At 68.9% G+C, this 12,703-nt stretch carries 12 protein-coding genes; 6 read left to right on the forward strand and 6 right to left on the reverse strand.

What is annotated here, in order from left to right:
* Positions 1 to 38: 38 nt before the first annotated feature.
* A complete protein-coding gene (locus CEP17_RS08600; protein ID WP_112932913.1) occupies positions 39 to 1,625 on the reverse strand; it encodes an ABC transporter substrate-binding protein in 1,587 nt (528 codons plus the stop codon).
* Between the two features lie 179 nt (positions 1,626 to 1,804).
* Here CEP17_RS08600 and CEP17_RS08605 point away from each other — a divergent pair, with 179 nt between their 5' ends.
* The 4 genes from CEP17_RS08605 (at position 1,805) to CEP17_RS08620 (ending at position 7,001) form a co-directional block, all read left to right on the forward strand.
* Positions 1,805 to 2,725, forward strand: a complete 921-nt coding sequence (locus tag CEP17_RS08605) for a PRD domain-containing protein (RefSeq protein WP_082013798.1) — start codon at positions 1,805 to 1,807, stop codon at positions 2,723 to 2,725.
* 141 nt (positions 2,726 to 2,866) lie between these two features.
* Positions 2,867 to 4,729, forward strand: coding sequence for a beta-glucoside-specific PTS transporter subunit IIABC (locus tag CEP17_RS08610; RefSeq protein ID WP_039416294.1), 1,863 nt, complete (start codon positions 2,867 to 2,869; stop codon positions 4,727 to 4,729).
* A gap of 23 nt (positions 4,730 to 4,752) precedes the next feature.
* Complete coding sequence (locus CEP17_RS08615; RefSeq protein ID WP_036321560.1) at positions 4,753 to 6,174, forward strand: glycoside hydrolase family 1 protein; 1,422 nt, start codon at positions 4,753 to 4,755, stop codon at positions 6,172 to 6,174.
* Entirely contained in the window at positions 6,171 to 7,001 is an 831-nt protein-coding gene (locus CEP17_RS08620) for a Cof-type HAD-IIB family hydrolase (protein WP_051039662.1), read from the forward strand. The genes CEP17_RS08615 and CEP17_RS08620 overlap by 4 nt, the downstream gene beginning before the upstream one ends.
* Before the next feature lie 30 nt (positions 7,002 to 7,031).
* On the opposite strand, the gene mmuM is transcribed toward CEP17_RS08620, so the two are convergent.
* Complete coding sequence (mmuM, locus tag CEP17_RS08625; protein WP_112931959.1) at positions 7,032 to 7,904, reverse strand: homocysteine S-methyltransferase; 873 nt, start codon at positions 7,902 to 7,904, stop codon at positions 7,032 to 7,034.
* Positions 7,905 to 7,977: 73 nt separating this feature from the next.
* On the opposite strand from mmuM, the gene CEP17_RS08630 reads away from it, so the two are divergent.
* Entirely contained in the window at positions 7,978 to 8,616 is a 639-nt protein-coding gene (locus tag CEP17_RS08630) for a LysE family translocator (RefSeq protein ID WP_112931960.1), read from the forward strand.
* Positions 8,617 to 8,668: 52 nt separating this feature from the next.
* Entirely contained in the window at positions 8,669 to 9,541 is an 873-nt protein-coding gene (locus CEP17_RS08635) for a Cof-type HAD-IIB family hydrolase (RefSeq protein ID WP_239498479.1), read from the forward strand.
* Positions 9,542 to 9,635: 94 nt separating this feature from the next.
* Here the strand turns inward: CEP17_RS08635 and CEP17_RS08640 are convergent, their stop codons facing one another.
* The 4 genes from CEP17_RS08640 to CEP17_RS08655 all read right to left on the reverse strand — a co-directional run bounded on the left by CEP17_RS08640 (position 9,636) and on the right by CEP17_RS08655 (position 12,597).
* Entirely contained in the window at positions 9,636 to 10,463 is an 828-nt protein-coding gene (locus tag CEP17_RS08640; RefSeq protein ID WP_036321551.1) for an NAD(P)-dependent oxidoreductase, read from the reverse strand.
* Complete coding sequence (locus tag CEP17_RS08645) at positions 10,460 to 11,245, reverse strand: enoyl-CoA hydratase/isomerase family protein (protein WP_112931962.1); 786 nt, start codon at positions 11,243 to 11,245, stop codon at positions 10,460 to 10,462. Before CEP17_RS08645 ends, CEP17_RS08640 begins: the two co-directional genes overlap by 4 nt.
* On the reverse strand, positions 11,242 to 12,003 hold the full coding sequence (locus tag CEP17_RS08650) for an SDR family NAD(P)-dependent oxidoreductase (RefSeq protein ID WP_112931963.1): 762 nt from the start codon (positions 12,001 to 12,003) through the stop codon (positions 11,242 to 11,244). The genes CEP17_RS08645 and CEP17_RS08650 overlap by 4 nt, the downstream gene beginning before the upstream one ends.
* A gap of 96 nt (positions 12,004 to 12,099) precedes the next feature.
* On the reverse strand, positions 12,100 to 12,597 hold the full coding sequence (locus tag CEP17_RS08655) for a hypothetical protein (RefSeq protein WP_112931964.1): 498 nt from the start codon (positions 12,595 to 12,597) through the stop codon (positions 12,100 to 12,102).
* Positions 12,598 to 12,703 lie beyond the last annotated feature (106 nt).

Consider the following 12,703-nt stretch of genomic DNA (forward strand, 5'->3'; position numbering starts at 1 on the left):
GTCCGGCGGGGGGGGGTGGACGCTCCGCACCCCGATCGTCACTTCGAGAGGACGATCGATCGGTAGGTGGGGTTGCCTACCGGAGATGTCACGAGTTCGGCGACTCGCGGAGAGGTGACGTACGAGTACTTCTCGAAGAACAGCGGCACTGCAGGGAAGTTCTTCTGGATGATCTGCTGCACCGAGGCGTACGCGGATCCGTCCGTCGACAGGTCGCCGTCGGCCGCCGTCATCGCGGAGGCCACCTCGTCGCTGTACCACGGGATGCAGTTGTTGCAGCCGCCGCCCTTGATGAAGAACACGCGCAGCGTCGCCTGCTGGCTGGGGTAGAGGGCGCCCCAGCGCGAGAAGAAGGGACCGGTGATGTTCTGGTCGTTGCGGTTCTGCAGGAACTCCGCCCAGTCAGCGCTGGGCTTCGCGGTCGCATCGATGCCGAGGTTCTGTCGCAGCTGGTTCGCGATCGCCTGGTACAGCGGGTCGAGACCGCTGCCTCCCGGGTAGTAGATCTCCATGGGGCCGCTGAAGCCGCCGGCCTGCGCGAGCAGCGCCTTGGCCGCCGTGGGATCGAACGTGCAGTACTGACCGCAGATGCCGGTCGGCGTGCCGGGCTCGATCGCGGGCGTCCACGCCGTCGCGGGATCGTAGGTGCCGCCGTAGATCACATCGATGATCGCCTGCCGGTCGATCGCCATCGAGATGGCCTGGCGTACGCGCACGTCCTGATAGGCGGCGTTCCACAGCGGCAGACCGAGGAAGGAGATGCCGGGCGCAGCGAACGAGTAGAGACGCTGTCCGAAGTCCGTCGAGGCCTGCGTGAGCTTGGACGCCGGGACCCCGGCCACATCCAGGTTGCCGGCGAGGACATCGGTGTACGCCGTCTCGCTGTCGGTGTAGGGGACGAAGGTGATGCGATCGATGGTGGGCTTGTCGCCCTTGTACCCCGAGTACGTGTCGAGCACGATCGGCTCGTTCTCGACGTAGTCCTGCGCGAACTGGAACGGGCCGTTGCCGACGGGATGCTTGTTGTAGGCCGTGAAGTCCGTGAACGCGGATGCGGGCATCGGATACATCGCGGTCTGCGCCTGCGTCACCTGGAGGGGGAACTGGCTGTCGGGCCCGATCAGCGTGACGGTGAAGGTATCGGTGTCGACGACCTTCAGGCCCGACATCTTGTCGGTGGCCGGCGTCCCGGACTTCGGGTTGAGGTCGGCGTAGCCGACGATGTTGGCCAGCTGGCCCGAGTTCTCGAAGGCGTTCGGGCCGTACGCGACCGCATTCCACGAGTCCACGTAGCTCTGCGCGGTGACCGGCGTGCCGTCCTGGAAGGTCCAGCCGTCACGGAGCTTCACGGTCCAGGTCGTCGCGTCCGGCGACTCGATCGACTGCGCCTGGACGTAGTCGAGTGATCCGTCGGAGTTCAGGAACGCCAGCGGGGACCAGACCGCCATGTTCACGTCGTACGCCACGGATTGACGTCCGGGAATGATCAACTGCGGATCGGTGGAGGCGACGCGGATCTCCTTCTTCTGATCAGCGCCGGAATCGGACGATGTCGCGCTGCACGCGGACAGGGCGAGGGCGGCGGCGACCACCGTGGCCGCTGCAGCCAAGAGCCTCTTCTTCATGGTTTCCTCATTGCGGGTTGCGGGACGGGTGAGGTGCTGCGCCTCACCGGCGAGGAGCAGGACCGGCGAGATACCCACACAGTAGGGGTTAAATCTTTCGAACTTTCAGTACGTAATGAAACCTTTACAACGACGAAATCGACGGAGTCCTCCCTCGGGCGGCTTCTAGACTTCTCAGCATGAGCACCCCCGACGCCGCGGCATCCGCTCGGCGCACTCCCGCGTCGCACGCCGTCCCGGTGCACAAGGTGCTCAACAACAACGTCGTGATCGCCATCGACGAGTCGGGGCGCGAGCGGGTTCTCATGGGACGCGGCCTCGCGTTCGGACTCAAGCCCGATGACGTCCTCGATCCGGCCAAGGTCGAGAAGACGTTCATCCTCGACAACGGCGCCGACGGCGAGCGCGAACGGCGCCTGCTGACCGACGTGCCGTACCCGATCGTCGAGGCGGCCACGCGCGCTGTGGATGAGGCCGAGCGCCGACTCGGACGCGATCTCGGACGGCGCTTCACGATCGCCGTGATCGATCATGTCGCCTACGTGATCGAGCGTCTCGACAAGGGCATGCGGATCACGACGGCATCCATGCCCGAGCTGCGCGTGCTCCACCCGCACGAGTTCGGGGCTGCCGAGCACATGGCCACCTCCATCGCCACGAGCCTCGAGCGCGAACTGCCCGCCGAAGAAGCCGTGTTCCTCACGATGCATCTGCTCAATGCCACTCGCGACGAGCCGAACGGCACGGCCGCGCTGCTGTTTCGCCGGGTGCAGCACGTCGTGGAGGTCGTCGAGCAGTCGCTCGGTGTGCGCCTGGACGTCGACGGTCCCGACTACGCGCGTTTCATCCTGCATGTGCAGTTCCTGCTGCAGCGTCTCGTGAGCCGCACGATGCTGGCCAGCGGCGATACGTCGTTCTTCGAGTTCGCCAAGCACAGCTACCCGCGCTCGTACGAGATCGCCGAGCATGTGAAGGCCTACGTGCACGGCGCGACCGGGTCGGATCTCACCGACGAGGAGTTGCTGTATCTCATCGTCCACGTCGAACGCCTGCGCGCTCAGGTCGCCCCTGGCGCAGATCCCGACCCTGTGGTAACTTGATCGCAGATCCCTGGATCGTTACCGCGCAAGCGGGCGAAACCTGGACTCACCGATTGCTTCGGCTTTCATCGAGTCCAGGTTTTTTTGTTGCCCGGGCAGAGGTGCCCGGCATCCCTTCACACACAAGGAAAGGCGAATCCGATGGCGGATTACGCAAAGACCGCGGCCGGCGTCCTCGCCGGCGTCGGCGGCGAAGACAACGTCACCTCGCTCGTGCATTGCGCGACGCGTCTGCGCTTCGTCCTCAAGGACGAGAGCAAGGCGGATGCCGCAACGGTAAAGGCGGTTCCGGGCGTCATCACGGTCGCCCAGGCCGGCGGCCAGTACCAGGTGGTCATCGGCAACGACGTGCCCGAGGTGTTCGCGGAGATCGGCAAGATCTCCCGCGTCGGCGGCGGCCAGGACAGCGCTCCGGCCGAGGGTCCGAAGGGCAACCTGTTCAACCGCTTCATCTCGATGATCTCCGCGATCTTCACGCCTGCACTGTGGACGCTGGCGGGCACCGGCCTGCTCAAGGCGTTCCTGTCGGCGGCGGCGACCTTCGGATGGATCGACGCCACCTCGTCGACCTATGTCGTGCTCTACGCGCTGTCGGACGCCTTCATCAACTTCCTGCCGATGGTCCTTTCCATCACCGCCGCCCGCTACTTCAAGGCGAACGAATGGACCTCGCTCGCCATCGCCGGCGCGCTGGTCTACCCGACGATCGTCGCCGCGAACGGTGCCCCGGGCCTCACGTTCTTCGGCATCCCCTTCACGATGGTCAGCTACGTCTCCAGCGTCATCCCGATCATCATCATCGTGTGGCTGCAGAGCCACGCCGAGAAGCTCCTCTACGCGAAGCTGCCGGGCGCGATCCGCCGCTTCGTCACGCCGATGATCGTCGTGCTCATCGCGGTTCCCCTCGTCTTCGTCGTCATCGGCCCCATCTCCGACCTGCTCTCGCGCGGCGTCGGCGGCGCGGTCAGCTGGGTCTGGGACGTCGCGCCCTGGGCCGGCGGCGCGATCATGGGCGGCCTCTGGCAGGTCTTCGTCATCTTCGGTCTGCACTGGGGCCTCGTACCGGTCTTCCAGGTCGAGTTCCAGACGACCGGGCAGATCCTCCTGCTCGGCCCCGTGTTCGCCGCCGTGCTCGCCCAGGCGGGAGCCGTCGCCGGCGTCTGGGTGCGCGCCCGCAACAAGAACCTCAAGTCCCTCGCCGCTCCCGCGACGCTCTCCGGCTTCCTCGCCGGCATCACCGAGCCCGCGATCTACGGCATCAACCTGCCCCTCAAGCGGCCGTTCGCCTTCGGCGTCGCCGGCGGCGCCCTCGGCGGCGCGATCATCGCGCTGGGCGGTGTCTTCTCCAAGGCGTTCGTCGTCCCCTCCGGTCTCGCCATCACCGCCCTGCTCGGCAACGGCAACATGGTGATGCTCGGTCTCGGCCTGCTCGTCGCGATCGTGCTGCCGTTCGCGCTCGTGGTGATCGTCGGATTCAAGGAGCCCGCCGACGACGCCGCACCCGCCGCCGTCCCGGTCGCCGCGAACGACGTCACGGTGCTCGCCCCCGTCGACGGCACCGTCATCGCGCTGAACGAGGTGGCCGATGCAGCCTTCGCCGACGGCGCGCTCGGCCAGGGCGTCGCGATCCAGCCGCGCTCCGGCGCCGTCTACGCGCCGTTCGCGGGCACCGTCGTCGCCGCCTTCCCGACCGGTCATGCGTTCGGTCTGCGTCACGCCGACGGTACCGAGGTGCTGATCCACATCGGCCTGGACACCGTGAAGCTCGGCGGCGCCCACTTCTCCGTGAAGGTGGCCGCCGGACAGCAGGTGGCCGCCGGCGATCTGCTCGTCGAGTTCGACGGTGACGCCATCGAGAAGGCCGGCTACGACCTCACCACCCCCGTCATCGTGACCAACCCCGACCTGTACCCCGCCATCGCAGATGCCGCGTCCGGCCCGATCGCCCACGGTGAGCCCCTGTTCACCGCCGTGTCGGTCGACTCGGTCGCCGCGACGAAGTGACCGCGGACACAAGGAGAATCATCATGAGCACCACCGCACCCGCCTTCCCCGAGGGTTTCCTCTGGGGCGGTGCCACCGCCGCCAACCAGCTGGAGGGCGCCTACCGCGAGGGGGGCAAGGGCCTGTCGGTCCAGGACGTCATGCCCCACGGCATCGTCGGCCCGCGCACCGCGGGCCCCACCGACGACAACCTCAAGCTGGTCGGCATCGACCACTATCACCGCTACGCCGAAGACATCGCACTGTTCGCGGAGATGGGCTTCACGACGTACCGGTTCTCGATCGCATGGAGCCGCATCTTCCCGAAGGGCGACGAAACGGAGCCCAACGAGGAGGGTCTGGCGTTCTACGACCGCCTGCTCGACGAGCTCGAGAAGCACGGCATCGAGCCGCTCGTCACGATCTCGCACTACGAGACGCCGCTGCATCTCGCCGAGACCTACGACGGATGGACCGACCGCCGGCTCATCGGCTTCTACGAGCGCTACGCCCGTACCCTCTTCGAGCGTTTCGGCGCCCGGGTGAAGTACTGGCTGACCTTCAACGAGATCAACTCGCTGCTGCACGCGCCGTTCATGTCGGGCGGCATCAACACCCCGAAGGATCAGCTCAGCGCACAGACCCTCTACCAGGCCATGCATCACGAGCTCGTCGCCTCGGCGCGGGCCACCCGGATCGCACGGGAGGTCGCCCCGAACGCCCAGATCGGGTGCATGGTGCTGTCGATGCCGGTCTACCCGCTGACGCCCTCACCGGCCGACGCACGGGAGGTCATGGCCTTCGATCACTCCAACCTGGTCTACGGCGACGTGCACACCCGCGGCGCCTACCCCGGGTACTTCCTGCGGACTCTTCGCGAGAAGGGCATCGAGCTCGAGATCACGGAGCAGGATCGCGAGGATCTGCAGAACACCGTCGACTTCGTCTCATTCAGCTACTACATGTCCGTCGCCGCCACGGCCGACCCCGCGAAGAAGGTGACGGGCGAGGGCAACATCATGGGCGGCGTGCCGAACCCGACGCTGGAGGCGAGCGAGTGGGGCTGGCAGATCGACCCGGTCGGCCTGCGCCTGGTGCTGAACCAGTTCTGGGACCGGTGGCAGAAGCCGCTGTTCATCGTGGAGAACGGCCTGGGCGCGAAGGATGAGCTCGTCGAGATCGACGGCGTGAAGACGGTCGTCGACGACTACCGGATCGCGTATCTGAACGACCACCTCGTGCAGGTCGGGGAGGCGATCGCCGACGGCGTGAACGTGCTGGGCTACACCTCCTGGGGATGCATCGACCTGGTCTCGGCATCCACCGCCCAGCTCAGCAAGCGATACGGCTTCATCTACGTCGACCGCAACGACGACGGGTCGGGCACCCTCGATCGCTACAAGAAGAAGTCCTTCCACTGGTACGCCGACGTGATCCGCACCAACGGCGGAGCCTTGACCGTATGACCCGCCCCTCCTCCGCGACGGTCGGCTCCGCCCGGACACGTGCGATCTTCCTGGACGTCGACGGGACGATCATGCACGGCGGCCGGCACATCCCGCCCACCGCGGTGGAGGCGATCCGCGCCGCCCGTGCTCGGGGACACCTGGTGTTCCTGAGCACGGGGCGCGGCACGGCGGAACTGCACGACGAGCTCATGGACATCGGCTTCGACGGCGCCGTGACCAACGGCGGCGCGTTCGCCAGCCTCGGCGGGCGGATCGTGTCCGCCACCCTGTTCACCCCCGACGAGGTCGCGCGCTTGCAGCGCTATCTGGTCGACAACGACCTGCACGGATACTTCCAGTCGTACGACCAGCTGTTCGGCTCGGCGGAGCTGTCCGCGCTCTTCGCCGAGAGGTTCGGGGCCGCCGGCCTTCCCGGCAAGGTCTTCCGCGAGCCGCACGAGATCGATCCGACGCTCCTCGCGAAGCTCGTGTTCGTGACCGACGACGAGGATGCCGCGGCGCGCGCGCTGACCGAGCTGGCGGATGACTTCGAGGTCGTCGGGGGCACCATTCCGGTCGCGTTCGCGGCCTCGGGCGAGATCGCGCCCCGCGGCGTGCACAAGGGAGCCGCGATCCGCTCGCTGCTCGCCGAGCTCGACCTCGACGCACGCGATGCGGTCGGCATCGGCGACAACTGGAACGACGTCGAGATGTTCGCCGCGGTCGGCACCGCCGTCGCGATGGGCAATGCGGTCGACGGCGTGAAAGCGCTCGCCGATCAGGTCACCGCCGCGATCGACGAGGACGGCCTTTCCCTCGCGTTCCTCCGTAACGGCCTGGTCTGACCCGAGGCGCCGGACGCAGCGCGGTGATCGTCAGCGCAGCGACGCCGCCAGCGCCGCGATATGCGCCGGAGTCGTGCGGCAGCAACCGCCGACGAGTCGGGCCCCGGCCGCGATCCACGCGCTCGCCAGCGCGGTCGGCACACCCCCCTCGCCCACCCAGGTGCGGGCCTCGGCATCCCAGCGCTCACCGGAGTTCGGATAGGCGATGCCGGCAACGCCCGATGGCACAGCCGCGAGGGCGGGTGCCACGGCCTCGGGCGGGCAGCAGTTGACGCCCACGGCGACGACACCGGCGACCTCGGCCGCGTCGGCGAGCGCGGCGGCGAGATCCGCACCCACGAAGCCACTGCTGGCTGCGGAGAGGCTGATCCACACCGGCAGATCGGGGCGGCCGAGACGGTCGAGCTCGGCGGCGAGCGCCTGCACCTCGAGTCGGCTCGGAATCGTCTCGATGGCGAGGGCGTCGGCCCCGGCATCGGCCAGCACCTCCAGCCGGCGACGGTGGAAGGTGCGCAGCGTCTCGACGTCGACGTCGTACGCGCCGGTGTACTCGCTGCCGTCGGCACGGACGGCCCCGAACGGCCCCACGGATGCCGCGACGAACGCATCGCCCGCGCCCTTCGCGAGCGCGACGCTGCGGCGCAGCAGGTCGTCGACCTCGTCGTCGTCCATGCCGATGCCGTACGCGAGCTGATACGAGGACGTGACGAGCACGTCCGCGCCGGCATCGACGAACTCGGCGTGGGCGGCACGGACCTCGTCGGGGTCGTCGCGCAGCAGCCGCGCCGACCACAGGCGACCGCTCAGGTCATTGCCGCGCGACTCGAGCAGCGTGCCGAGACCTCCGTCGAGCACGAGGGGACGGTCGCGGAGTGCGGAGCGCAGGTCTACGGAGGGAGCCATCGCTGCCACCGTAGCCGCTCTGGGCGAGAGCCGTGGGCGAGGAGGGGGCGCACCGCACCCCTAGACTGACGCCATGGTGCCCTGGGAGAACCTGCTCGCGTTCACGCTGACGGCGCTCGTGCTGATTCTCATCCCCGGCCCGGCGGTGCTGTTCTCGGTCGGACGTACCCTCGCGCTCGGGCGCACCGGCGGACTGCTGAGCGTCGCCGGAGTGAGCCTCGCGCTCATCCCGATCGTCGCACTCGTCGCGGTCGGGGTCGGGGGCCTCGTAGCGCAGTCGATCGTGCTGTTCACGATCCTCAAGGTCGTCGGCTCGCTGTACCTCGTCTACCTCGGCATCCAGGCGATCCGCCATCGCAAGAGCGCCGCGGCGGCACCCGATCTGACCGGGCTGCCGCGCGGGCACGCCCGTCAGCTCTGGCAGGGCTTCGTCGTGGGTGTCACCAATCCGAAGACGCTCGCCTTCTTCGTCGCGGTGCTGCCGCAGTTCGTCGATCTGAAGGCCGGCGCAGTGCCGCTGCAGCTCCTGGAGCTCGGCCTGGTGTTCGCGCTGCTCGCGGTCGTGTCCGATTCGATGTGGGTGCTCGCCGCCGCGGCGGCGCGCGTGTGGTTCGCGCGCTCACCGAAGCGCATCGAGCGGCTGAGCGCGACCGGGGGCGGAATGATGATCGGGCTCGGCGGCATCCTGCTCGTCGCCGGGCCGAAGCACTGAGGTTCGGCCCGGCGGCGGACGCGACACCGGACGTTCAGGCGCACCGGGGAGAATGGATGCCGTGAGCTCCTCGTCGATATCCCCGTCCCGCCGCCGCATCATCTTCATCGACATCGACGGGACGATCCTCGAACACGGGGCCCAGATGTCGGCCTCCACGCCGGTCGCGATCGCCGCCGCGCGCGCGAACGGTCACCTGGTGTACCTGTGCACGGGTCGCTCGGCCGGCGACATCAACCCGAAGGTGCGCGCCATCCCGGTCGACGGCGCCATCACCAACGGCGGCGCCTTCGCCGTCCGGGGCGACGAGCAGATCGTCGCGCACCTCATGCCGCGCCCCCTCGTCGACCGGATGATCGCGTACTTCGAAGAGCACGGTGCGCACTACTTCCTGCAGACCGACGGCACCGTCTACGTCAGCCCCGGCGTGCTCGAGCACGCCCGCCGCTTCGTGCGAACCCACCCCCCGGTCGACGAACGCGCGGCGGCCGCCGCCTCGGAGGATGTCGCCCTCCTCAAGCACTACCGGCCGCTGGACGAGGTCGACCTCGATGCCGTGGTCAAGGCGACCTTCCTCAGCACGGCCAGCGACACGCTCACCCGCGCCGCCGACGAGCTGGGGCCGCAGTTCCACGTGATCCCCGGTTCCATCCCGCTGCCCGGCGGCTCGAACGGCGAGATCTGCCAGCAGGGCGTCAACAAGGGCGCGGCGATCACCGAGGTGCTCGCCGTGCTGGGGATGGATGCCGCCGACGCCATCGGCATCGGCGACAGCTGGAACGACGTCGAGATGTTCGAGGTCGTCGGCACGTCGGTCGCGATGGGCGGTGCCGACCCCGAATTGCAGGCGATGGCCGACCTCGTCACCACCGGCGTGCTGGAGGACGGCGTCAGCAACGCGCTGACGCGTCTCGGGCTGATCTGACACCGCGTTTCGACTCGCTCGGCTCGCTCAACGACCGGGTGTCACACCTCCGGTCGTTGAGCGAGGAGCGCAGCGATGAGTCGAAACGCAGGGCTCAGAGGAAGATGTCGGGGAACAGCTCGTGGTCGGGCGTGCCGGGTGTCGCCGCGTAGCGGGAGAAGTCCGTCACCCCGGCATCGCGCAGCACCTGCTCGACGATGAGTGTCTGACCGGTGTACTCGCGCGCCGGACGCGTGAGCACTTCGTACGCCGCGTCGGCGTAGACCTCGGGGGTGCGGCTGACCTTCATCATCCGGTCGCCGCCGAGGGCGAACTGCACGGCGGCCGTGGCGATCGTCGTCTCGGGCCACAGGGTATTGGCGGCGATGCCGTCCTTCGCGAACTCCGCAGCCATCCCCAGCGTCGCCATCGTCATGCCGTACTTGGCGAGGGTGTAGCCGGTGTGCGCACCCAGCCAGCGCGGCGTGATGTTCAGGGGCGGCGACAGCGAGAGGATGTGCGGGTTCTCGGCATCCTTCAGAATCGGCACGGCGGCACGGCTGAGCATGAACGTGCCGCGCACGTTGACGTCCTGCATGAGGTCGTACTTCTTCGCGGCGAGCTCGAGCGAGCCGGACAGGTCGATCACCGAGGCGTTGTTGACGACGATGTCGATGCCCCCGAACTCGCCGTGGGTCTTCAGCACCGCAGCGGTGATGTCGTCGTCGTTGCGCACGTCGCCGACGATCGGCAGGGCCCGACCGCCAGCCGCCTCGATCTCGGCCGCGGCGCTGTGCACGGTGCCGGCGAGCTTGGGGTGCGGGGTGTCGGTCTTGGCCATGAGGGCGATGTTGGCGCCGTCGCGGGCCGCCCGCAGAGCGATCGCGAGGCCGATGCCACGACTGCCGCCCGACATGAGGATGGTCTTTCCGGCGAGAGTCATGCGCGTCCCTTTTCAGAGGTGGGCGAGGTGGATGCCGCGGCGAACGCCGCGACCCGGGCCTTCGCCTGCGGGGTGTCGAAGCTGGCGCCGATCGTGCGGGCTTCGTCGTCGAGGTTGTCGGCGAAGGCGCGACGCGCGCCGGCGCGGACGAGGCGCTTGGCCTGACCGAAGGCCGCGGTCGCGCCGTCGAGCCAGAATCGGGCCAGCTCGGCGGCACGTGCACCCGGGTCGTCGGCGATCTCGGTGACCAGACCCCACTCGAGCGCGGTGGCCGCGTCGATGGTGAGGTCATCGAGCAGCATCCGCAGCGCGCGGGTCTGCCCCACCGCCGCCGGAAGCAGCGTCGAGACGCCGAGATCGGGGGTGAGGCCGATATTGGCGTACTTGCTCACGAAGCGCGCCCGGGGCCCTGCGACAACGTAGTCGGCCGTGAGCATCAGACCGAGTCCCCCACCCGCGACGGCGCCCTGCACCGCCGCGACGATCGGAATGTCGGAGTCGACGAACGTGAGGATGCCGTCGTGGATCACGCGTGCCATCGCTGTGATGTCGTCGCCGCTCGAGCCGGAGGCCGCCATCTCGACGACGTCGCCGCCGGCGCAGAAGGCGGGGCCTGCGGCATCCAGCACGATGGCGCCGACCGTCGGATCGGCGGTGATCTCGTGGGCGAGGTCGCGCCAGAGCCTGCCCATCTCGAAGCCCATGGCGTTCAGCGACGCGGGCCGGTTGAACGTGAGCCGGGCGAGCGCGCCGTCGCGGGTGTGGATGATCGAGGCGGTCACTTCGGCGCCATCCGGATGGCGCCGTCGAGGCGGATGGTCTCACCGTTGAGATAGCCGTTGCGCACGATCTCGGCGACCAGGCTCGCGTATTCGTCCGGCCTTCCGAGGCGGGCCGGGTAGGGAACCTGCTGACCGAGACTGTGCTGCGCGGCCTCCGGGAGACCGGCGAGCATCGGGGTCTCCATGATCCCGGGGGCGATGGTGACCACACGGATGCCGTAGCGCGCGAGCTCGCGGGCGATCGGCAGCGTCATCGCGTGCACACCGCCCTTGCTCGCGGAGTAGGCGGGCTGGCCGATCTGACCGTCGAAGGCCGCCACCGAGGCCGTGTTGACGATGACGCCGCGGTCGCCGCCGTCGGTGGGCTCCGTCTTCGCGATGGCGGCGGAGGCCTGCCCGATGACGTTGTACGTGCCCACGAGGTTGACACGCACGATGCGCTCGAAGTGTGCGAGATCGCTCGGCGACCCGTCGCGCTCGAGCACCTTGGCGGGCGGAGCGATACCGGCGCAGTTGACGACCACCCGCAGCGGAGCCTGCGCCACGGCGGCGTCGACGGCGGCAGCGATCTGCGTCGGGTCGGTGACGTCGGCGGCCGCGAAGGTGCCGCCGAGTTCCGCAGCCCGCTCGGTGCCGGCGGAGGTGGGGAGGTCGACGATCACGACGTACGCGCCCGCATCGGCGAGGCGTCTCGCGGTGGCCAGGCCGAGGCCGCTGGCCCCGCCGGTGACGAGCGCGGATGCGCCGACGATATCCATGGATTCTCCTTCGAAGTCCGGACTGCTCCCGTCGCTCAGCGACGGGTCGTGCTACTGAGTGCCAGCATACGCGGTACTAGGTCTCAATATGCCACCTCAGTGTGCTCGGAGGATCTCCCCCAGCCGCGCCAGCAGATCGTCGGGACGGGCGAGCAGCACGCGTGCCTCCGGCACGGCGACCAGGTGATCGACGAGGCGCCGGGCCAACGCGGCATCCCGCCGCCGATAGCCGGAGAGGTAGTGCGGCGTCGCTCGCCACTCCACGACCGCCCCGTCGTCGGTGGTGACCCGAACGGGAAAGGTCGGCGTCTCGGAGATCTCTCCCGACGAGCCGCCGAAGATGCCCTCGATCAGCGGCACGAGGGTGTCGCCGACGGCGGGATGCGGCCACCACGTCGCGGGCACGTCAGCGACCACCGCGCGCACCTGCCCCCAGGGTACGAAGCCGGCGGGGGCGTCCCCGAGCGCGGGCTGCAGGCCGTCGGGGCGCAGGCGGACGTGACGCGCGGCGGCATCCCCGAGGGCGAGGGCCGGCCCGTCGGTGTCGTCGAGAGCGGTGAGCACGCCGACACGGCGAGCGACAGAGGTGGGCACAGTTCATCTCACCACGGACGCCGCCGCGGGCGCGAGGGGCAGGATGGATGCCGTGAGCATCCCGAGCGAGCACCTTCCGGTCCCGGTCCCGGTGCGGCGCCTCGCG

It is taken from the genome of Microbacterium sp. PM5 (assembly GCF_003293595.1).
Classification (GTDB): Bacteria; Actinomycetota; Actinomycetes; order Actinomycetales; family Microbacteriaceae; genus Microbacterium.